Source organism: Sporolactobacillus sp. THM19-2 (assembly GCF_004153195.1).
Classification (GTDB): domain Bacteria; phylum Bacillota; class Bacilli; order Bacillales; family Sporolactobacillaceae; genus Sporolactobacillus.
Genome location: NZ_SEMC01000001.1, coordinates 238,503 through 259,697 on the forward strand (window position 1 = coordinate 238,503; position 21,195 = coordinate 259,697).

Here is a 21,195-nt window from a genome sequence, read left to right on the forward strand (position 1 = left end):
ATGACCGGGCTGGTTTCGATTTTATGATGAGGAGGAATCGTTATGTCTGCTAATCGCAAAAAAGTCACAGTCGTTGGAGCGGGTTTTACAGGATCAACAACCGCCTTTTTACTTGCCCAGAAGGAACTTGCAAATGTCGTTCTTGTTGATCTTCCCAAACTGGAGAAACCGGTAAGGGGCAAGGCTCTGGATATGCTTGAATCTTCACCGGTTCAGGGATTCGATACGAAAATCACGGGTACATCGGATTACGCCAGAACAGCGGATTCGGATCTTGTCATCATTACGGCGGGCATTGCCCGAAAACCGGGAATGAGCCGCGAAGATCTTGTTTCGGTTAATGCGGGGATTATGAAAGAAGTCACCCGACAAATCGTTCATTACTCTCCGGACTGCATCATTATCGTACTGAGTAATCCAGTGGATGCTATGACCTTCACTGTGTTCAGGGAATCCGGTTTACCCAGGAGTCGTGTGATCGGTCAGTCCGGGGTGCTGGATACAGCCCGGTTCAGAACATTTATCGCTCAGGAATTGAATGTCTCAGTAAAAGATATCACCGGTTTTGTTCTGGGCGGGCATGGTGACTCTATGGTGCCGCTGATCCGCTATTCTCATGCCGGGGGTGTACCGGTCAGCACGTTAATTTCTGAAGAGAAATTAAAGCAGATTATTGAGCGGACACGGAAAGGCGGCGGTGAAATTGTGTCACTCCTGGGAAATGGCAGTGCATACTATGCACCGGCCGCCGCCCTTTGTCAGATGGCTGAAGCCGTACTGAAAGATCAGCGAAGAATTCTTCCGGCTATTGCCCTTCTTGATGGCGAATACGGCTACAGCGGACTATATCTGGGTGTTCCGGTTATTCTCGGTAAAAACGGGATAGAAAAGGTTATTGAACTGGATCTGACAAGCGATGAGAAATCAGCCCTTGACCGTTCCGCGGATTCAGTAAGAAACGTTCTTCAAATCATGTAAACAGCACATGCAGAAAAACTTGCCGACGGGCATGTCACAGGCGCCATCAGAGACCTGACTTTCTGATCCCTGTTCCTGCAAAAATTTTAACAAATAAAAAAATCAGCTTTGAATGCTTTCAGCCGGTAATCCAGTAAGACACGGATCACCGGTTTTTTTGTTTACATCCTGGAAATGATGGCATAGTAATACCGATGATTCATTCCAAAAATAGCGACAAAATCCGTCTTTACAATAAATTTACATGACGTTTATACGTCATTAAAACAATCTCTTTATTATAAGAAGTGTTCTAAGGTACGTACATTTGAGGGGGAAAAAAGTCTGATGAAAAAGAAAAGTTTGCTCAGTATGGGCATGATGCTTGCTCTGTCGCTTATTCTTGTTCTCGGAGCCTGCGGGAATGGCAGCAGTTCAGCCGACAGCAGCTCAGAATCCCTGTCAGGGAAAATTACGGTTGGTGGTTCAACTGCTCTTCAGCCTCTTGCCGCACAGGCAGCAAAAGATTTTATGGAGAAAAATCCCGGGGTACAGATTGATGTGCAGGGCGGCGGCAGCGGTGCCGGACTGACTGAAGTATCTTCTGGGAATTTTGATATCGGCATGTCAGACCTTTTTGCGGAAGAAAAGGGCGTTGATGCATCCGCACTGAAGGATTACAAAGTAGGCGTTGTCGGTATGACAGCTGCCGTCAACCCGAAAGCCGGCGTAAAGAATCTGTCCAGGGAAGATCTGAAGAAGGTATTTACGGGCAAAGTGAAGAACTGGAAAGAAGTTGGCGGTAAAAATGTTAAGATCACATTAGTTAACCGTCCCGATGGTTCAGGTACACGCGCAACCTTCGATAAGTTCGCACTTGACGGCGAAACACCTGCGGAAGGTATTACTCAGGATTCAACAAACACAGTGAAGAAAATCGTAGCTGAAACCCCCGGGGCTATCGGTTATATGGCTCTGTCGTACTTCACAGAAGGCGATGACTCAGTTGTTAAACTGTCCATTGACGGTGTCGAAGCGAATGAAGAGAATATCACTGCCGGTAAATTTCCAGTCTGGGCTTATGAACATATGTATACAAAAGGCGAACCCAAGCCGCTTGTAAAAGCGTTCCTTGACTACATGCTGAGCGATGAAGTTCAGTCGAAAGCAGTTCCGGCACAGGGATATATTTCCGAAGCCAAGATGGCTGTTCAGCGTGATGCAAAGGGTGAACAATCTAATAAATAATGTCGAAAGACAATGAATGATACGTTATAATGTAATTGAAGAAAAAACTACTGGATTGGCTGAGCGGGATAACTTTGTTATGTCCCGCTCTAAGCCATATCCTGTACACTTATTATTTGCCATAGAAAAATGAGGTGCAATTATGAGAGCGGACAGTGAGAAGCTGAATCCTTCTCTGGACACCCGGTCCAATTTGCTGAAACAAAAGGGTATCTTGAAAAGATTTACCGACCGCAACAGTGAAGACAGAGGAAAGTTGTTTATTTACAGCAGTGCTTTTCTGGTTATCATTGCAGTGCTTGCTATTACTCTGTTTTTAACAATTCAGGGTTTGCGGTCCTTTGTTGTGGACCATTTAAATCCATGGTCATTTCTGACGGGGACGGAGTGGTATCCGGATCGCGCCGGTAACCCCTCATTCGGTGCATTTCCGTTTATTTATGGATCCGTCGTCGTCACGCTGCTTGCTGCTTTAATCGCAACACCTATAGCCGTAGGAACAGCGATATTTATGGCGGAGCTGTCAAAAAAATGGGGCCAGAAAATCATGCAGCCGATTATTGAAATACTTGTCGGTATTCCTTCGGTTGTCTATGGCTTAATCGGCCTTTCTATTGTTGTCCCGTTTATGCGGGAACATTTTGGTGGTTCAGGATTTAATATGCTTGCCGGTGCAATCGTCGTCGGAATAATGATTCTGCCGACAGTAGCCAGTATCTCGGCAGACAGCATTCGCGCTGTACCGGACTCCCTTCGTGAAGCTTCTTACGCCATCGGCGGGACAAAGTGGCAGACGATCTGGCGTGTTGTCATCCCAGCCGCCGGATCTAGCCTGATCACTGCGATTGTTCTGGGGATGTCACGGGCGTTCGGAGAGGCCCTTGCTGTTCAAATGGTCATCGGGAACACACGGGTGATCCCGCATTCACTGCTGGATCCGGGTGCAACACTGACCACAGTCATTACATCAAGTATGGGTGAAACGACAGCCGGGAGTGTTACGAACGACGCACTTTGGTCACTCGGCCTTATTCTCCTGATCATTTCTTACATTTTCATTATTATTCTTCGCTTCCTGTCTAAAAGGAGGGCTTACTGATGCACAGTAAAGTCACGAATCGGATTGCTCTCTCTCTTATTATTTTATGTGCCCTGACAATGGCCGGTATTCTTGCCGCATTGCTTGGTTACATCCTTTTCCGTGGACTGACAAGTATTTCCTGGGATTTTCTTACCAGCGAATCAAGCCCGTTTCTTGCCGGAGGGGGCATTAAAGACCAGCTGTGGAATTCTTTTTATGTCCTGATCATCACAATGATCCTGACTGTCCCTATCGGGATAGCGGGGGGCATTTACCTTGCCGAGTACGCCAGACCGGGTAAACTGACCTCATTTATCAGATCCTGTGTTGAAGTGCTTGCTTCGCTGCCTTCTATTGTTGTCGGCATGTTCGGCATGCTGCTCTTTGTGAATTATTTCGGATTCAGATACTCGGTGCTTTCCGGGGCTCTGGCTTTAACTGTATTTAACCTCCCGGTCATTGTTCGTGTAACCGAAGACGGATTTAATTCTATTTCCAGGCATCAGAAAGAAGGCGGTCTCGCGCTTGGTTTGACCCACTGGCACACAATCAAGACCATCCTTCTTCCCGCAGCTTTCCCCAGCATTCTGACAGGAATTATCCTTTCTGCGGGCAGGGTATTCGGAGAGTCTGCTGCACTGCTGTTTACAGCGGGACTCTCCACACCGGATCTTGATTTTACAAACTGGAATCCGGCAGCTCCGAATTCACCCCTGAATATTTTCCGCTCGGCTGAAACTCTGTCGGTGCATATCTGGGCAGTGAATACTTCGGGAATTATTCCTGACATTGCAAAAGTAGCAAATGGTTCGGCAGCCGTACTTGTGATCTGCGTTCTGTTATTTAACCTGCTTGCACGCGGACTGGGAAAAGTTATCAATACAAAACTATCCGGGAAATAAAAGGAGGAGCGGATGATGATGATTCAACTGGACAATAAAATTGCTAATTTTACTAATAATGATATTGTGAAAACACCCGTTCAGATTAATTGTGAAAACGTGAATATATATTATGGAGACAATCATGCAGTGAAAGATGTGAATATGCCGATTCATGAAAAAGCCATTACAGCATTAATCGGTCCGTCCGGCTGTGGGAAATCGACATTTATCCGTACCATTAACCGAATGAACGACCTGATTCCGATTGCCAGGTGTGAAGGCGATATCACGTATCGGGACATCAACATACTAAGTAAAAAAGTTGATGTGGTGCAGCTTCGCAAGGAAATCGGTATGGTGTTCCAGCAGCCGAACCCTTTCCAGAAATCAATCAATGAAAATATCCAGCTGCCATTAAAATTTGCAGGGGTTCGCAACAGAAAAAAGCTTAAAGAAATAACTGAACAGTGCCTGAAGGAAGTCGGCCTCTGGGAAGAAGTAAAGGACCGTCTGGATAGATCGGCAACCGGACTTTCCGGCGGACAGCAGCAGCGGCTGTGCATCGCGCGCGCACTGGCGCTAAGGCCGAAGGTACTGCTTCTTGATGAGCCTACTTCAGCACTGGACCCGGTATCAACGTCGAAAATTGAAGAATTACTGAGTCAGTTGAAAAAAGATTATACCATTGTTATTGTGACACATAATATGCAGCAGGCAGCAAGAATTGCTGATTACACCTCCTTCTTCTACCAGGGTGAACTTGTGGAATTTGGATTGACGAAGGACCTGTTTACTCATCCGGAGAAAAAGAGTACGGCTGATTACATTTCGGGACGTTTTGGCTGATACGGAACGCCTCCCTTCTAATTTCATTACATGCGAAAGGCTTCATTTTTAAGCTGGAAAATGTAAGAATGGAAAGAGAGAATCAACGCTGGAGGTGGTCCGACATGGCTAAAAAAATTCTTGTAGTGGATGATGAACCTTCAATCGTTACTTTACTTTCGTTCAATTTGAAAAAAGCCGGATATGAAGTCATTCCAGCTTATAAGGGATCTGAAGTCCTGCCTGTCGTTAAAGAACGGCATCCGGATCTAATCATACTGGATCTGATGCTCCCGGAGATGGACGGGATGGACATCTGCAAGAAGCTTCGTCAGGAGTTTATCATGATCCCTATTATTATGCTGACGGCACGTGATGATGAACTGGATAAAATACTGGGGCTTGAACTGGGAGCGGATGATTATATGACCAAACCATTCAGCCCAAGAGAAGTTATTGCCCGCGTAAAAGCCATTTTTCGACGGACAGAATTAGGCAGCCCGGAACAAAGCGAAGTGCTTGTGGCCGGTGAACTGAAAGTTTATCCAAATAAATTTGAAGCCACATTTAAAGAAAAAGAAATGATGCTGACACCGAAAGAGTTTGAGTTGCTTGTCTATATGATGAAGCACAAAGGTCGGGTCCTGACGCGTGAGCAGCTGTTAAACGCTGTATGGAATTATGATTTTGCGGGCGACACGCGTATTGTTGACGTTCACGTCAGCCATCTCAGAGACAAAATTGAAGATGTCACGCGCAAGCCGCTTTATATTAAGACGGTTCGGGGGTTAGGTTATAAACTTGAGGAGCCAAAGGGTTGATGTCAGACTGTGGATTCGCTGGGGATATGTCCTTTTCAGCCTCCTTTTTATTATCTACGTTTCAGATCAGGTCATTAAGGTGGCCTGCGCACAGCAGGATCGAACCATCATGCTGGACCGTGCGACCTGGATTGAGTCCGTTCTGGTACGGGGAAATCAGCTTGATCTGTCGCCGGTTCAAGAGGGACTGAAGGATTACGCGCAGAAAGAGAATGTACAGATTACTTTATATAACCCCAGAGGTGAGCAGCTTTTCGCAACCAGCCAGAATGCTTCGCGCCCCATCCATATTTCTCAGGTTAAGAAGCCCTCGTTTCATGTGAAAAATGAACATGCTCATTACATAACACCAGTCAGAGCAGATCAGAGGGTGGTCGGTTATCTGTGGATGCAAGCTCCAAAAACAGAAATCCTCGGCCTCGGTCTGCTCTATTTGTCGTTCTTTTTATTAGGTACGGGACTGCTGGTTTATCGCGATTATCTCGTTCGATCATATAAAGTTCCTGTCCGGTTCGCTTCGCGTATGGCGGAAAACATTCTGAACGGCCATTACAACATGATTGCCTCCAACAGTGAAAAGCATGACAGTGTGCTTCGACTTAATCTTGCTCTGAACAAATTGTCGGATGCCCTGCACGAGATGAGTCGCACCTATAGAAGTCAGCGGGACAGTATGGAGACGCTCGTTGAAAATATTGGTAATGGCCTGATCTTTATTGATGGCAACGGCAGAATCGAATATATCAATCGGACGTTTAAGGAAGACTTCAGGACCAGTGCCGGTCACTGGGAGCTCGCTGATTATCAGGAAGTCATTCCATATCCGGAAGTGAACGCCTTAATTCAGCAGGTGTTTAAGAGAAAAAAACGGTTAACGAAGCAACTGCAGTTCGCCATACATATCGAGCGGAAACATTTTGATGTGTCCTGTGCGCCCATTCTGGATAAACATCATCATGTTCGCGGGATTGTTGTGGTATTCCATGATATCACCGGGATTAAAAAACTGGAAAATATGCGTCGTGACTTTGTGGCCAATGTCTCCCACGAACTGAAAACGCCGATCACGTCTTTAATTGGTTTCGCTGAAACGCTGCTTGACGGGGCAAAAGATGATAAACAGATGGAAGAGCAATTCCTTAATATCATTTTGCAGGAGGGGCACCGGCTGCAGAGTCTGGTCAATGATCTTCTGGAACTGTCAAAAATAGAACGTGCACATTTTGTTATTGACTGGCAGACGGTCTCTCTTTCACAGGTGATGGATGCCGTTCTTCTGATGTTCCATGAAAAGGCTGAAAAGAAGCAATTGAAACTGATCCGTAAAGCGGGGCCGGAAGGATGGTCACTGGGAGATCCTTACCGCATCCGTCAGATTATGATCAATCTGATTAATAACGCCATTGCTTATACCCCGGAGAACGGCAGTATTACCCTTTCGATTACTGAGTCGTCTCATTATGCAAAGTTTATGATCGCGGATACCGGAATGGGAATGACTAAGGATCAGATTCCGCGAATTTTCGAAAGGTTTTACCGCATTGATAAAGCGAGAAGCCGTGACTCCGGTGGCACAGGACTTGGACTCGCTATTGTCAAGCATCTGGTCGAAGCCCACGAAGGTCGCATCGATGTCGAAAGTGAACCGGGTAAGGGAACGACATTTACCATATCTTTCAAAAAGGCTCCCGCTCCGATTGGATAAAAAACGAATGTTGCTTTAAAATGATTAGAGAATATCCGATAAAGACAGGCCATTCGTTTTTCTAATGATCAGGAGGCGGGCTATGAAAAAACTTGTATTAATTGACGGCAACAATGTGGTTTACCGGGCTTTCTTCGCGCTTCCCCTGCTCAGTAATACCCAGGGGATGTATACGAATGCGATATATGGATTCACGATGATGCTTCTGAAGGTCATTGACGAGGAGAAGCCGACACATCTCCTCGTCGCGTTCGATGCCGGGAAAACGACGTTCAGGCATCAGACGTATGCGTCATATAAGGGCGGCCGGCAAAAAACACCTCCCGAGCTTTCTCAGCAGTTCCCTTTTGTCTATGATCTTCTGGACAAGATGGGGATCAAACGCTACGAACTGGATAATTATGAGGCGGATGATATTGTCGGCACCCTGTCAAAGCAGGCGGCCGGACAGGGTTATGAGGTCCGGATTGTCACCGGGGATAAGGATTATCTGCAGCTTGTCGGCAATCATATCCATGTCTCGCTGATCAAAAAGGGCATTACCGATACGGTCGATTACGATCATGCAGGGGTGATGAAACGGTATGGTATTGGGCCGGAAGCCGTCATTGATCTCAAAGGTCTCATGGGAGATGCTTCCGACAATATCCCGGGCGTGCCCGGAGTCGGTGAAAAAACAGCAATAAAGCTTCTGAGTCAGTTTGGTTCGGTGGAAGGAGTTTATAAACGGATTGATGAAGTGTCCGGGAAGAAACTCAAAGAAAATCTGATCAATAATCAGGAACAGGCGAAGATGAGTAAGAGCATTGCTACGATCGATCGGGAAGCGCCGGTTACGGTGACGCCGGATGCCTGTACCTATGCGCATAAAGTGACGCCGGAAATGATTGACCTGTTTAAGGAATTTGGTTTCCAGTCACTTATTGAGCGATTGGCCCCCGATGAAGCACAGTCTTCTTTTGATTTCTCTGAAGCCATTCAGGTGGAGCCAATCGACCGGTTTACGCGTGATCAGCTTGGCTCACCGAGTGCCCTTATCGTTGAAATGCTTGAGGAAAACTACCACTATGGGACGATTATCGGTTTTGCTGTTTCTAATACTCAGGGGACCTGGTTCATTAAAACAGACCAGGCGCTTAAAGACGATACGTTCAGGGCCTGGCTCTCTGATGACAGCAGAAAGAAAGTGCTTTTAGACAGTAAGCAGGCTGAGGTGGCTCTGAAATGGCGGAATATAGATCTGCGCGGTATCGATTTTGATGTCAGTCTGGCCGCTTATCTGATTGATCCCGCTGAAGCCGGGCAGGGATTTACAAGACTTGCCCGGAAGCATGGTATGAACTATATTGAACCAGACGATTTAGTTTATGGAAAAGGAGCGAAACAAAAGATTCCTGAGGATGATCGGCTTGCACGTCATCTCGGGAATAAAGCTGCTGCTCTTCTGAAATTGAAACCCCTGTTAATTGAGGAACTGAAAAAGAATAAACAGGATAAACTGCTTTTTGATCTCGAAATGCCTCTTGCGCGTGTGCTGGCAAAAATGGAATTTACCGGTGTCAGAACGAGTGCACAGACGCTTGAAGATATGGGGAAGGAACTCGATCAGACACTGGCGGTTATCGAAAAGGACATCTATCAGATGGCCGGATTGAAGTTTAATATCAATTCTCCAAAACAGCTGGGAGAGATCCTTTTTGAAAAGCTTGGTTTGCCGGCCATTAAGAAAACAAAAACAGGCTATTCAACAGCCGCTGATGTTCTGGAAAAACTGCGCGGACGGCATGAAATTATTGACAGGATTCTTGATTTCCGCCAGCTTGTCAAATTAAAATCCACTTATGTCGAGGGCTTGCTCAAAGTGATTAACCCGGATACGGGAAAGATTCATACCCGTTACAATCAGGCCCTGACACAGACCGGCAGACTCAGCTCCACTGATCCGAATCTGCAGAACATTCCGATCCGGCTGGAAGAGGGACGGAAGATCCGTAAAGCTTTTTTACCGGCTGAGAAGGGCTGGCAGATGTTCTCGGCGGATTATTCTCAAATAGAACTGCGTGTTCTCGCACATATTGCTGATGATGATCATTTGAAACAGGCCTTTATCGATGGACTGGATATCCATACCAAAACCGCGATGGACGTTTTCGGCGTGGATCGTGAGAGCGTCACACCGCTGATGCGGCGGCATGCCAAGGCTGTAAATTTCGGTATTATTTACGGGATCAGTGATTATGGACTCTCGCAGAACATCGGCATTACACGGAAACAGGCAGGAAAGTTTATTGAAAAATATCTCGAAAGTTATCCCGGAGTTCAGCGTTATATGAAAGAAATTGTCGAAAGCGCAAGAAGAAATGGTTATGTGACGACATTACTCAATCGGAGACGCTATCTTCCTGATATCCGAAGCAGAAATTTTAACAGGCGCAGTTTTGCAGAAAGAACCGCAATGAATACACCGATTCAGGGCAGTGCGGCCGACATCATCAAGCAGGCGATGATCAATATGGACCAGCGTCTTGAAGCATTGCATCTTCAATCGCGTATGCTTCTCCAGGTGCACGACGAACTTATTTTCGAAGTTCCTGAGGAGGAGCTTGAAACTATGAAACAGGTTGTTCCTGAGATTATGGAGCATGCCATTGAACTGACTGTACCCCTGAAAGTAGAATGCGCCTGCGGTCCGACATGGTATGATGCCAAATAACGGGTACAGGTCATTCTTTGCGGGAAAAAGATAAGAAAAACGAAGCTGGCCATTCTGCAACCGGCCAGCCGTTTTTTAACATACAGAGGGGAAATATTATGCCTGAGTTACCTGAGGTAGAGACGGTGAAAAGGACATTAAATCAGCTTGTCATCGGGAAGACGGTGAAAAGTGTCGAAGTACGCTGGAAGAAAATCATTCGCAGACCGGAAGATACGGACGCATTTTGCCGTTTGTTGCGCGGACAGACTATTCATCATGTTGGTCGAAGAGGAAAATTTCTGCTGATCTATTTTGACCGGTATGTACTGATTTCTCATCTGCGCATGGAAGGAAGATACAGGCTGGATCCGGAATCTGAACCGGTTGATCAATATACGCATGTCATCTTCCACTTTACCGATCGGACGGCACTCCGTTACCGGGATGTCCGTAAATTTGGGACGATGCACTTATTTAAAAAAGGAGAGGAGTGGAATCAGCTTCCACTGAATAAGCTCGGCCCGGAACCCTTCTCCCCGTCGTTTACAGCCGATACTCTGGCTGCGGCCTGTCGAAAAACATCAAGACCGGTTAAACCTTTTCTTCTTGATCAGTCAATCGTCGTCGGACTGGGGAATATTTACGTAGATGAGGCCCTGTTCCGGGCAGGAATTCATCCTCTGAGTCCGGCATCTTTCCTGACGAAGCGTGATATTTCCAGACTCTTCAGGGCTATCGTTGGTACTTTGAAAGCAGCGATAAAAATGGGTGGAACCAGTATCCGGACATTTGTAAACAGCCGGGGAGAAATGGGCTTTTTCCAGCAGAAACTGCAGGTTTACGGACGCGCCGGAGAGCCTTGTCTAAACTGCGGAACTCTGATTGAAAAAATAAAAGTTGACGGGCGGGGTACACACTTCTGTCCATCCTGCCAGAGAAGAAGGCGCGCCAGATGATCATCATTGGGCTCACAGGAGGAATCGCCAGCGGGAAAAGCACCCTGTCCGCCTGGCTGAATCGGCATCATTATCCGCTGATCGATGCGGACCGGATTTCCCGTGAGGTTGTCGAGCCGGGGAGTGGTGCACTGAAGCAAATTGCGGATGCTTTCGGCCCGCATATCCTGCACAAGGATGGTTCTCTTGACCGGCAGGCGCTTGGCAGGATTATTTTTACAGATAAGGAGAAACGGCGAAGGCTGAATGAAATGCTGCATCCCCTGATTCGTGCGCGTATGAGGAAAGAAATTTCCACCTTCAGGAAGCTCGGCGCACCGGTCGTTTTTCTCGATGTCCCGCTGCTTTTTGAAGGCGGTCTGGATCACTGGGCGGATAAGACGATCGTTGTCACGGTGAACCGGGAAAATCAGTTGCACAGACTTATGACGAGAAACGGATTAAGTCGATCGCAGGCAGAAACACGTATAGCAGCACAGATGCCGCTTAAGGAGAAAGAGCGAAAAGCGAGCGCTGTGATCGATAATAACGGGTCCATCCGGCAGACAGAAGAACAAATGGCTGCCCTGCTTAAACTCTGGGGCATCTCCTGCTGCCCGGATAACCGGAGAATTTAGCCAGACCTTTTCATACGTAACCGTGTAGGATAAAATAAAAGTAATATATACCACAATAAGAGGTGGGAAAATGCGCTGTCCAAGCTGCAGGAAAGATGGGACAAAAGTGCTGGACTCTCGTCCTGTTAACAGCGGACGGGCTATTCGGAGACGCAGAGAATGTGAATTCTGTCATTATCGTTTCACAACTTTTGAGAAGGTTGAAGAAATGCCGCTTGTCGTTGTCAAAAAGGGAGACAACCGGGAAGCATTCAGCAGAGATAAAATTCTGCGCGGCCTGATTAAAGCCTGTGAAAAAAGGCCGGTGCCGCTTGAGCAGCTTGAGGATCTGGCAAACAGTGTTGAAAAAAAGCTGCGCGACCAGGGGCGTTCAGAGGTCAACAGCCATGAAATCGGTGAACTGGTGATGAATGAACTGGCAAAAGTAGATGAAGTGGCTTATGTCCGTTTTGCATCCGTTTATCGTCAGTTTAAAGATATTAATGTTTTTGCCCGCGAGATACAGGAACTGAAAGATCAGCTGGAAAAAGAAAAAGGCAGCAAATCAGATCACTCCTGAATGTGTGTCAGTCTCTCCGTCGTTTCCGCTGATTGACAAAGGATGAGGGGAGGATGCAGTGCAATGCTGCAATCATGGAAAGAAATTTTGCCCGGCGATCATTATGCGGTCCGATCAGTCGGGATTCTTCATTTCTATGACCAGAAAATTATTACGAGTTTGTATCAGCCGCTGGTTGGAATTGAAGCCACAAGCCTGTATTTTACCCTCTGGCAGGAGCTGGATGCGTCTGTACAGGGGATTCTGTCCACTCACCACCATCTGATGAGTGTGATGAATCTGTCACTTGATCGGATCCTTAAGGCAAGAAAGAAACTGGAGGCTGTCGGACTGATACAGACGTTAAAGAAAAAGCAGTCCGACCCGGGCCTGTTTCTATACCGGCTTTTTCCTCCAATGACGCCCGCCCGTTTTTTTCATGATGACCTTCTGAGTGTGTTCCTCTATCATCAGATCGGGTCGCGTGATTTTAAAAAGCTGGCGCAGCTTTTCGAAGTGAAAACCATTCGCATGGACGAGTTCCAGGATCTTTCGGCAGCATTCGATGATGTTTTCGAATCCCTTCCTTCGGGGGAGGTTTCTGAGGAAAAAGCAGCAACACCTGATGGGACATCCTGGGAAGGACGTGCGGAATCGGGGCAGATTCATCTGCGCAAACCATTCAATTTTCAAGAACTGAGGGGTTACCTTTCCGATGCTATACTGACTGAGGATGCGCTGACCGATGAAGTCAAGGCAGCCGTTGAAAAACTGGCATTTGTCTATCAGACAACGCCCTTTGATATGAGCCGGGCAATTGAATCGGCCTCACTTCATACCGGTATCGTTGATATCGAGATGCTCCGGAAAGAGGTCAGAGACTTCTACAAACTGGAACATGGTCCGGAAGAAATGCCTGCCCTGTACGACCGAACCCAGCCGTCATCACATAGTGAAATGAAAGGTAAAGAACCACGTAATGAGGAAGAGCAGCTGATCGCCTGGTACGAAACCAATTCGCCTTACCAGCTGCTTGAACAGCTTGGGTATGGCAGTCGTCCGGCGGCGCCGGACCTCAGACTGGTTGAGAATCTGATGTTCGACACGAAACTGCCCCCCGGTGTAATTAATGTATTGATTGATTATGTGGCGAAAGTCAACGATAATAATTTAAATAAATCTTTTGTCGAAAAAATAGCCGCCCAATGGTCCCGGGCAAATGTCCGGACAGTTCGTGAGGCGATGTTTGTGGCAAGAGAGGAGAAAAGAAAACGGGATGATCAGAAACAGTCTCCCGTTAAAAAGACGAACCGTCCGCGCCGGACAGCCGAGCGTGTGCATCATGAGGTTGTCCCGGAATGGATGAAAGGGAAAAGTCATGAAACAAAGGACAAAGTCTCTGAAGAAGAAGCCAGAAAAAGAGCCAAATGGCTGGAAGATTACCTGAACAGCATCTGAAGCTATTTGCCGGGAGTGGGAAAATGGAGCCGATCAAATCACTGATGAAAGGTCTCATAGGCCAGCAGGAACTTCAACGTCGTACGGAAAAAATAAGAAAAATTCTAATAGAAAACCCGAAAATCCGGTCATTTATGGACCAAAATCCACAAATTGACCAGGAAAAATGGACCAGACATCTGCCCGAACTGTATCAGTTTGTCGAGGAATGGCAACATTGTGCCCATTGTCCGGGCCTTGAGCAATGTCCCAATATGATGAAGGGATTTCGCCCGGAACTGATTAATGATCATGGCGATCCGGCTTTGACTTTCAAAGCCTGTCCTCTGCTTCGTGAAGATCAGAACAGGCGTCGTCAAAGCAGGTTGATTCGCAGTTACTATGTGCCCAAAGAAATACTGAGCGCAACATTTAAAACCATTGACAAAAATGAAGTGGGGCGTCAGGAAGCGCTGAAAGCGGCTGGTGATTTTGTCCGTGATTATCTTAAAGATCCGGAAACAGCCAAGGGGCTGTATCTATGCGGTGAATTCGGAGTTGGAAAGACCTATCTGATGGGGGCAATTATGAATAGTCTTGCTCAGAAACGTCATGTCGCCTCTCTGATCATTTATGTCCCTGATTTCTTCAGAGAAATTAAGGGCGCCATTCAGGATAATACCGTTGATTCCAAACTGGATGTGCTGAAAAAAACGCCCGTTCTGATTCTGGATGATATTGGTGCAGAGACGATGACACCCTGGGTACGTGATGAGGTGCTGGGCAGTGTCCTTCAATATCGCATGATGGAGCATCTGCCCACTCTGTACACCTCTAATTTTAACTATGATGAGCTGGAAAACCACTTTTCCTATTCTCAGAAAAGCGGGATAGAAAATGTCAAAGCCAAACGAGTGATGGAACGTATTCGACATTTTACTAAATTGATTCAGATGGATGGCAAAAATCGAAGATAAATCAGTGCGGCAAGGGTTGCCGCTTTTTTTTTCCCGCATGAACGGGCAGGTCCACCTCCGGGTCATGCGGGTAAACGAATTGGCCGGGCAGGGGATACCTTGCTGTAAAATCCCGCCGGATTCAACAACGAATAATCCGATTCGTGGGGGATGCGCAGGCTAAAATGCGTACGTCCTATCGCAACGCCTGCACGAAAACGTCCTGTACGCTCGGGCTCCCCACTGATTGACGTTTCACTTTATTTTCCAGATGGTTTTTTTATACGTATGATTCGTTCCTTCCACCCATATAGTTGTAAAAAGAATAGGACGGGGAGGAAGAATCATTGGATATTGTGTTTGAGACAAGGCAGGAAGCGGTTGAATTTTACAGGAGTATGCCGTCTGCTTACAGACAGGATGTCCGTGTACTGCTGTTTAACAGCCGTCTGGCCATATTTCCGGAAACGGGCACCGACTGGAGGACTTTATCTTCCCTGATAACAAAATATATCATAGGGAAATATGAGAACGGCTGGCTGTATAACATCATCGAGAAATATTATTTTTTTAAGGATCCGGGAGAGAAAACAGCCATCATGAATATTATCACGGCCATTCTCGCCGGTGAAAAAAACGATCTTCCGCGCATGGAGACACTGCCGGACCGGAAACAGCTGATTCAGGAGGCGCTGGAGGGTGTTTTGACGGAACACAGTACCCTCTCTTTTGCGTCCATTTTACATTTCCGACTCACTTCATATAAGCGGACATTGCGACGGATCACCGAGCTGGCCATTGATGAATATAAGCTGGAGCAGGAATATCAGGTTTTTATTGATAAGCTGCGCCGGATTATCCGCGCGTACAAACCGCTTTGTGAAAAAATCGAAGTCTATGATGATGAACCGTTCAAAATCTTTGACGAAAATCACCGGCTGATCCGCAATGTACAGTCTGTACGCTCCTTTTATCCGTTACTCAGACAATGGGGGATCGACGCGGAGCCCTCCATAATCCTGAGCCTGATCGCTCTGGCACCGGAGCAGGTAGTCATTTTTACAGATCGTCCGGAACACAGCATTATGAAAACACTGAGTACAGTATTTGAAGATCGGGTTTTTTTCTTTCCACGGGAAGTTCAGACGGAGCATGGAGCGGGACTTCATTGAAAAAAGGCAGAATTAAGGGTTTACAAAATGAATGACCAGGGATATACTGGAAAAAGCGAAACAAATGAAGGAGGCCATCGCAATGATGACTGAAAATGTCAGAACGACTACAGCATCAACTGAATACGATTTGACGATGGTCCCGGCATGAACTGACAGTGAGACAGATAAAAAAATTGAACTGAAGAACAGCCGCAGGCCACCGGTATCTGCGGTTTTTTTGCGCTCTTTTTTCTGAAAGACCGCGGATCCGTAATGGACTGCGGCCTTTTTGCGTCTTGTGTATAAGGTTGTCCCGCCGGTGCGGGATACCTTTATATAAATACAATGAAAACAGGAGGCATTGAAAGATGCAACAGCTTGCAGTGAAAGCGCCCCGTACCATTGCGGGGAAGAATTTTTTGAGAGAAACCATCCCGGTACAGGGAGGAGGGAAACGAATGCTGAGTATAAACTTTCTGACCATCAGTCTGACGGTATCAGTCAGACCGTCCAGGTCAAGAATTCGGCGCTATGAGGACAATAAACGGATTAAACGGCTGCGGGAAGATATGCTGAACCGGCGGGCTGAGATGTCACGTTATCTTTATTAATGCGAGCATGAAAAATACGTTACAGGGGGAGATTAGAATGATGAAATATAAGGTATATGTATTCAGAAAATCAGAGGCAGTACGTAAAGCGGGTATGATCATCCGGTGACTGCCGGCAGCCGGCCGACCCTCAGGGTTGTGCCCGGCTGCCGGCTTTTTTCTCTACAGCATGAGCGTATCATCTGGATGATGGATATGGTACGATAAAGACAATGAATCTGAACAGGAGGGATCTTTTTGAAGAGAATACTTGTGCTTCTTGCTGAGGGCTTTGAAGAAACAGAAGCAGTCACAGCGATTGATGTACTCCGCAGAGGCGGTGTGGAAGTGGTTCTGTGCTCTCTTGGCGGCAAACTGGTCGAAGGTTCCAGACATATAGTGATTCAGGCAGATACGGACATCAACAGTTCCGGACTGAAAGATTTTGACGGTATTTATCTGCCGGGAGGAACGAAAGGGGCAACAACACTCCGGGATGATGAACGTGTTCAGGAGCTGATCCGCTATTATCATGACAGTGGGAAAAAAGTAGCGGCCATTTGTGCAGGACCGATTGCCCTGGAACGTACCGGTATATTGAAAGGTGAAACGGTGACCAGCAATCCGGATTTCAGGAGCCATATCAAAGATGCGGATTATTCAGAAGATCCGGTCGTTGTCTCCGGGAATATTATTACTTCGAGAGCAGCCGGGACGACGCTCCCGATGGGTCTGGAAATTCTGCGTCAGCTCGGACTGACTGAGAAAGCAGAACAGGTCAGTAAAGACATGCTGTTTGATTTTCTGATGACGAATAAGGAGAAAATAAAAGCGTAAACCAGGCCCGGACGTTTTATCGTTCTTTTGGGGTCACTTGATTTTCCTTCATGGGGAGCCTATAATCAGTTTATACTTTGAATATATGATCGGTGAAGATGAGGACACGGATTTTCCTGTTCTGTTTTCAGAGAGGAGGCGTCTGGTGCAAGCCTCTGGCAGACGGGTTGATTTACCACCTCTGAGCTTTGGCGGAGAAATGAGTATCTGCCGGCGGACACCTGTCCGTTATCAGCAATCTTGAGCCGCCCGGATACTGCAGATTCGGGCGGGAACAAGGGTGGAACCACGAGAAAGCACTCGTCCCTTTTAGCGGACGGGTGCTTTTTTATTTTTTCTTTCTTCATTCACCTGGTCTTTCAAAGCAGTGCTGAAAAACATGTTACTGAGGAGTGAATATCTATGTCTGAAATTAATCTGACTTTTCCTGATAAGTCGGTACGTAAATTTCCGCAGGGCGTAACAACTGAACAGGTCGCCGCTTCTATTTCGAACAGTCTGAAGAAGAAGGCTGTCGCCGGAAAGATTAATGGTGAATTATATGATGTTACAAGACCCATTGAAAAAGATGCGGCAATAGAAATTCTCGGTCTGGATACGGATGAGGGACTGCACATCATGAGACACAGTTGCGCTCATCTGCTGGCACAGGCACTCAGGCGCCTTTATCCCGATGTAAAACTCGGAATCGGCCCGGTGATCGAAAACGGTTTTTATTACGATGTTGATCTCGAACATTCACTGACGAAGGACGATTTCCCGGCAATCGAAAAAGAAATGAAGAAGATTGTCAGCGAGAATCTTCCAATTACCCGTAAAGAAATTTCCCGTGCGGATGCGCTGAAGATATTCAGTGAGATCAATGATCCGCTGAAACTGGAACTGATCCATGATCTTCCGGAAGACGCGACGATCTCCATTTACAGGCAGGGTGAATATGTGGACCTCTGCCGCGGACCACATCTTCCTTCTACCGGCCGGATCAGGGCGTTTAAGCTGATGAGCGTTGCCGGGGCTTACTGGCGCGGCGACAGTAATAATAAAATGCTGCAACGCGTGTACGGTGTCGCTTTTCTGAATCAGAAAGATCTGGATAAACATCTTCACTTTCTTGAAGAGGCCCAGAAACGGGATCACCGTAAACTGGGAAAACAGCTGGAACTTTTCATGTTTTCTGAAGAAGCGCCAGGCATGCCGTTTTATCTGGAAAACGGACAGATCATCCGTACGGAACTTGAAAATTTCGCCCGTGAACTGCAGCGCCAGAATGACTATGAAGAGGTCCGTACGCCGCTGATCATGAATCAGAGGTTGTGGGAGAATTCGGGGCACTGGGACCATTACCACGAGAATATGTATTTTACGAAAGTGGATGATGTCAATTATGCCCTCAAGCCGATGAACTGCCCCGGGCATATGCTCATATATAAAGACACCCTGCATTCCTACCGGGATCTGCCCATCCGGATTGCCGAATTCGGTCAGGTTCACAGGCATGAACTCAGCGGAGCACTTAACGGTTTGCTGCGTGTGCGCACGTTCTGCCAGGATGATGCCCATATTTTTGTCCGCCCGGATCAGATTGAAAGTGAAATCAAAAATATTTTCAAATTGATTGGAAAAATTTACAGCACATTTGGATTTGATTATTCGGTTGAACTGTCGACAATGCCTGAAGACCACATGGGTACAGTTGACATGTGGCAGAAGGCGGAGAAAGCCCTGAGCAATGTACTGGAAGCCATTCATATGCCTTACACCATCAACGAAGGGGATGGCGCATTCTACGGGCCGAAGATTGATTTCCATATCAAGGATGCGCTGGGAAGAAGCCACCAGTGTGCAACGATTCAGCTGGACTACCAGATGCCGGAAAAATTTGATTTGACCTATATTGATGAGAACAATGAGAAGGTCCGCCCGGTCGTTATTCACCGCGCCGTTTATGGTTCACTGGACAGATTCTTTGCCATTCTCATCGAACATTTTGCTGGGGCGTTCCCGACCTGGCTGGCACCGGTTCAGGCTGAGCTGGTTCCGGTTGCAGATGTTCATCATGATCACATCAGGAAACTGGAACATGATCTGAAAATGGCCGGAATCCGCGCCCATGCCGATCTCCGTGGGGAGAAACTCAGCTACAAGATTCGTGATGCCCAGACTCACAAAATACCGTACACTCTGGTCATCGGTGATCAGGAAATTAAAGAGGACAGTGTAAATGTACGCAAATACGGTGAAAAGGCAACGAATACACTGCCTTATGAGGATTTTAAAGCCCATATTCTTGAAGAGATCCGGAAACGCATCACAAAGAAACCAATTGTGAAATAAGGAAATACCTTGCAATTACCGGGGCGTCATGGTATACTTTTTGAGTTAATGAATCGAGTAAAAGCGGAGGCGCCCGGCTTCTCACCTGAACGACGCAGCAATGCTGTTGTCAGGTTGAACAGGTAACAGAATGAACATACGGGCGTTTTGTGCGCCCGTATTTTTGTATGTGCAGGTATTGAGACCTGAAAAGCGGTCTTTTCAGATCCCGGCAGCCTGTGTTTTACTCACATAAAACTGGAGGTGTCTCAATATTAGCAAAGACATGATTGTCAATGAGGGGATCCGTGCTCAGCAGGTTCGGCTCATCGGTCAGAATGGGGAACAAATCGGTATAAAGTCCAAGGCGGAAGCTTTGACAATGGCCCGCCACGTTAATCTTGATCTGGTTATGGTAGCACCCGGAGCCAAACCGCCGGTATGCCGCATTATGGATTACGGTAAGTTTCGCTTTGAACAGCAGAAAAAGGAACGTGAAGCCCGTAAGAAGCAGAAAGTGATCAATATTAAAGAAATACGGCTAAGCCCGAGTATCGAGGAACATGATTTTAATACGAAAATGCGTAATGCAAAAAAGTTTCTTGAAAAAGGTGACAAAGTCAAAGCTTCGGTCCGCTTCAGAGGACGCGCGATCACACATTCTAATCTCGGCCGTCAGGTCCTTGAGAAGCTTGCTCAGGAATGTGCAGATATCAGCGTTGTCGAAGCAAGGCCAAAGATGGAAGGACGCAGTATGTTTCTCGTACTGGCTCCTAAAGTCGAAAAGTAAGAAAACAGGATCGGGTGTTTATGCAGAGGTTTTCATGCAGCCCGCTTCCGTCAGGAGGAATTATTTTATGCCAAAAATGAAAACACACAAAGGTGCCGCAAAGCGTTTCAAGAAGACAGGTACCGGTAAAATGAAACGGAATCATTCATATACCAGCCATATGATGATTCATAAGTCACAGAAGCAGAAACGTAATCTCCGCAAGGGTACAATGGCAACGTCTACTCTGGCGAAAAAAGTCAAGAAAATGATTAATGACTGAGATAACCAGTATATTTTTTAATAGCCGTTCAGACTGAGTGGATCCGCTGATGATGCGGACATACTGAAATGCGGTCTGGCGGCCTATTTTAGGAGGTTTTTACAATGGCAAGAGTAAAAGGCGGATATGTAACCCGACGCAGACGTAAGAAAGTATTGAAGCTCGCCAAGGGTTATTTCGGCGCAAAACATAAATTATTTAAAGTGGCACAAGAGCAGGTCTTCAAATCACTGACCTATGCTTACCGTGACCGTCGTCAGACGAAACGGAATTTCCGTAAGCTGTGGATTGCACGGATCAATGCTGCAGCACGGATCAACGGTCTGTCTTACAGCAAAATGATTTACGGTCTGAAGGCGGCTGGTATCGAAGTCAACCGGAAGATGCTCGCTGATCTGGCCGTACACGACGAAAAAGCATTTGCAACGCTTGCTGAAAAAGCAAAAGCCGCAATGTAACACATTTTCATCCATGAAACACCCCCGCTTATCAGACAGATAAGTGGGGGTGTTTCTGTTATTCAGGTGAT

General features: G+C 46.8%; 20 protein-coding genes and 1 other annotated feature. All 20 genes read left to right on the plus strand.

The genetic code is table 11. The annotated features are described in order from the left end of the window. Window positions 1-42 precede the first annotated feature (42 nt). The 20 genes from mdh (at window position 43) to rplT (ending at window position 21,124) form a co-directional block, all read left to right on the plus strand. Window positions 43-978, plus strand: a complete 936-nt coding sequence (mdh, locus tag EWH91_RS01065; RefSeq protein ID WP_129928137.1) for a malate dehydrogenase — start codon at window positions 43-45, stop codon at window positions 976-978. A gap of 327 nt (window positions 979-1,305) precedes the next feature. Next, the gene (locus tag EWH91_RS01070; protein WP_129928138.1) at window positions 1,306-2,205 is read left to right on the plus strand and encodes a phosphate ABC transporter substrate-binding protein; all 900 of its coding nucleotides are present in this window, start codon (window positions 1,306-1,308) and stop codon (window positions 2,203-2,205) included. Window positions 2,206-2,347: 142 nt separating this feature from the next. After that, window positions 2,348-3,304 (plus strand): phosphate ABC transporter permease subunit PstC, encoded by a 957-nt coding sequence (gene pstC / locus EWH91_RS01075; protein ID WP_129928140.1) that lies wholly within the window; start codon window positions 2,348-2,350, stop codon window positions 3,302-3,304. Beyond that, the gene (gene pstA, locus EWH91_RS01080) at window positions 3,304-4,188 is read left to right on the plus strand and encodes a phosphate ABC transporter permease PstA (RefSeq protein WP_129928142.1); all 885 of its coding nucleotides are present in this window, start codon (window positions 3,304-3,306) and stop codon (window positions 4,186-4,188) included. Before pstC ends, pstA begins: the two co-directional genes overlap by 1 nt. Before the next feature lie 12 nt (window positions 4,189-4,200). Then, a complete protein-coding gene (pstB, locus tag EWH91_RS01085; RefSeq protein ID WP_483315812.1) occupies window positions 4,201-5,016 on the plus strand; it encodes a phosphate ABC transporter ATP-binding protein PstB in 816 nt (271 codons plus the stop codon). A 104-nt stretch (window positions 5,017-5,120) separates the two neighbouring features. Further along, window positions 5,121-5,816, plus strand: coding sequence for a response regulator transcription factor (locus tag EWH91_RS01090; RefSeq protein WP_129928145.1), 696 nt, complete (start codon window positions 5,121-5,123; stop codon window positions 5,814-5,816). Next, window positions 5,797-7,521, plus strand: a complete 1,725-nt coding sequence (pnpS, locus tag EWH91_RS01095) for a two-component system histidine kinase PnpS (RefSeq protein ID WP_129928146.1) — start codon at window positions 5,797-5,799, stop codon at window positions 7,519-7,521. Before EWH91_RS01090 ends, pnpS begins: the two co-directional genes overlap by 20 nt. Before the next feature lie 82 nt (window positions 7,522-7,603). After that, on the plus strand, window positions 7,604-10,234 hold the full coding sequence (gene polA, locus EWH91_RS01100; protein ID WP_129928147.1) for a DNA polymerase I: 2,631 nt from the start codon (window positions 7,604-7,606) through the stop codon (window positions 10,232-10,234). Between the two features lie 98 nt (window positions 10,235-10,332). After that, complete coding sequence (gene mutM / locus EWH91_RS01105; protein ID WP_129928148.1) at window positions 10,333-11,172, plus strand: DNA-formamidopyrimidine glycosylase; 840 nt, start codon at window positions 10,333-10,335, stop codon at window positions 11,170-11,172. Next, a complete protein-coding gene (gene coaE / locus EWH91_RS01110; protein WP_129928150.1) occupies window positions 11,169-11,789 on the plus strand; it encodes a dephospho-CoA kinase in 621 nt (206 codons plus the stop codon). Before mutM ends, coaE begins: the two co-directional genes overlap by 4 nt. A 70-nt stretch (window positions 11,790-11,859) precedes the next feature. Further along, a complete protein-coding gene (gene nrdR / locus EWH91_RS01115) occupies window positions 11,860-12,348 on the plus strand; it encodes a transcriptional regulator NrdR (RefSeq protein ID WP_129928152.1) in 489 nt (162 codons plus the stop codon). A gap of 63 nt (window positions 12,349-12,411) precedes the next feature. After that, on the plus strand, window positions 12,412-13,785 hold the full coding sequence (locus EWH91_RS01120) for a replication initiation and membrane attachment family protein (protein ID WP_129928154.1): 1,374 nt from the start codon (window positions 12,412-12,414) through the stop codon (window positions 13,783-13,785). A 23-nt stretch (window positions 13,786-13,808) separates the two neighbouring features. Further along, window positions 13,809-14,741 carry a primosomal protein DnaI gene (dnaI, locus tag EWH91_RS01125; protein WP_129928156.1) on the plus strand — a complete coding sequence of 311 codons (933 nt, stop codon included), beginning with the start codon at window positions 13,809-13,811 and terminating at the stop codon, window positions 14,739-14,741. Between the two features lie 335 nt (window positions 14,742-15,076). Continuing rightward, window positions 15,077-15,892 carry a putative sporulation protein YtxC gene (locus EWH91_RS01130; protein ID WP_240697227.1) on the plus strand — a complete coding sequence of 272 codons (816 nt, stop codon included), beginning with the start codon at window positions 15,077-15,079 and terminating at the stop codon, window positions 15,890-15,892. 350 nt (window positions 15,893-16,242) lie between these two features. After that, complete coding sequence (locus EWH91_RS01135) at window positions 16,243-16,485, plus strand: hypothetical protein (protein ID WP_129928160.1); 243 nt, start codon at window positions 16,243-16,245, stop codon at window positions 16,483-16,485. Window positions 16,486-16,722: 237 nt separating this feature from the next. Continuing rightward, on the plus strand, window positions 16,723-17,301 hold the full coding sequence (locus EWH91_RS01140) for a DJ-1 family glyoxalase III (RefSeq protein ID WP_129928162.1): 579 nt from the start codon (window positions 16,723-16,725) through the stop codon (window positions 17,299-17,301). 86 nt (window positions 17,302-17,387) lie between these two features. Then, window positions 17,388-17,612, plus strand: a binding site (T-box leader). A 91-nt stretch (window positions 17,613-17,703) separates the two neighbouring features. Then, window positions 17,704-19,635, plus strand: coding sequence for a threonine--tRNA ligase (thrS, locus tag EWH91_RS01145; protein ID WP_129928163.1), 1,932 nt, complete (start codon window positions 17,704-17,706; stop codon window positions 19,633-19,635). A gap of 265 nt (window positions 19,636-19,900) precedes the next feature. Then, window positions 19,901-20,404, plus strand: a complete 504-nt coding sequence (infC, locus tag EWH91_RS01150) for a translation initiation factor IF-3 (protein WP_129928165.1) — start codon at window positions 19,901-19,903, stop codon at window positions 20,402-20,404. Window positions 20,405-20,471: 67 nt separating this feature from the next. After that, a complete protein-coding gene (gene rpmI, locus EWH91_RS01155) occupies window positions 20,472-20,666 on the plus strand; it encodes a 50S ribosomal protein L35 (protein ID WP_129928167.1) in 195 nt (64 codons plus the stop codon). A gap of 104 nt (window positions 20,667-20,770) precedes the next feature. Continuing rightward, window positions 20,771-21,124 (plus strand): 50S ribosomal protein L20, encoded by a 354-nt coding sequence (gene rplT / locus EWH91_RS01160; RefSeq protein WP_129928169.1) that lies wholly within the window; start codon window positions 20,771-20,773, stop codon window positions 21,122-21,124. Window positions 21,125-21,195 lie beyond the last annotated feature (71 nt).

What these genes read in the sequence shown, in the direction of transcription:
- polA (WP_129928147.1), top strand. Translation starts at nt 7,604, where the DNA reads ATGAAAAAACTTGTATTAATTGACGGCAACAATGTGGTTTACCGGGCT.
- pstA (WP_129928142.1), top strand. Translation starts at nt 3,304, where the DNA reads ATGCACAGTAAAGTCACGAATCGGATTGCTCTCTCTCTTATTATTTTA.
- rplT (WP_129928169.1), top strand. Translation starts at nt 20,771, where the DNA reads ATGGCAAGAGTAAAAGGCGGATATGTAACCCGACGCAGACGTAAGAAA.
- pstB (WP_483315812.1), top strand. Translation starts at nt 4,201, where the DNA reads ATGATGATGATTCAACTGGACAATAAAATTGCTAATTTTACTAATAAT.
- nrdR (WP_129928152.1), top strand. Translation starts at nt 11,860, where the DNA reads ATGCGCTGTCCAAGCTGCAGGAAAGATGGGACAAAAGTGCTGGACTCT.
- EWH91_RS01070 (WP_129928138.1), top strand. Translation starts at nt 1,306, where the DNA reads ATGAAAAAGAAAAGTTTGCTCAGTATGGGCATGATGCTTGCTCTGTCG.
- mutM (WP_129928148.1), top strand. Translation starts at nt 10,333, where the DNA reads ATGCCTGAGTTACCTGAGGTAGAGACGGTGAAAAGGACATTAAATCAG.
- thrS (WP_129928163.1), top strand. Translation starts at nt 17,704, where the DNA reads ATGTCTGAAATTAATCTGACTTTTCCTGATAAGTCGGTACGTAAATTT.
- mdh (WP_129928137.1), top strand. Translation starts at nt 43, where the DNA reads ATGTCTGCTAATCGCAAAAAAGTCACAGTCGTTGGAGCGGGTTTTACA.
- dnaI (WP_129928156.1), top strand. Translation starts at nt 13,809, where the DNA reads ATGGAGCCGATCAAATCACTGATGAAAGGTCTCATAGGCCAGCAGGAA.
- EWH91_RS01135 (WP_129928160.1), top strand. Translation starts at nt 16,243, where the DNA reads ATGCAACAGCTTGCAGTGAAAGCGCCCCGTACCATTGCGGGGAAGAAT.
- rpmI (WP_129928167.1), top strand. Translation starts at nt 20,472, where the DNA reads ATGCCAAAAATGAAAACACACAAAGGTGCCGCAAAGCGTTTCAAGAAG.
- coaE (WP_129928150.1), top strand. Translation starts at nt 11,169, where the DNA reads ATGATCATCATTGGGCTCACAGGAGGAATCGCCAGCGGGAAAAGCACC.
- EWH91_RS01090 (WP_129928145.1), top strand. Translation starts at nt 5,121, where the DNA reads ATGGCTAAAAAAATTCTTGTAGTGGATGATGAACCTTCAATCGTTACT.
- pstC (WP_129928140.1), top strand. Translation starts at nt 2,348, where the DNA reads ATGAGAGCGGACAGTGAGAAGCTGAATCCTTCTCTGGACACCCGGTCC.
- EWH91_RS01120 (WP_129928154.1), top strand. Translation starts at nt 12,412, where the DNA reads ATGCTGCAATCATGGAAAGAAATTTTGCCCGGCGATCATTATGCGGTC.
- infC (WP_129928165.1), top strand. Translation starts at nt 19,901, where the DNA reads ATGATTGTCAATGAGGGGATCCGTGCTCAGCAGGTTCGGCTCATCGGT.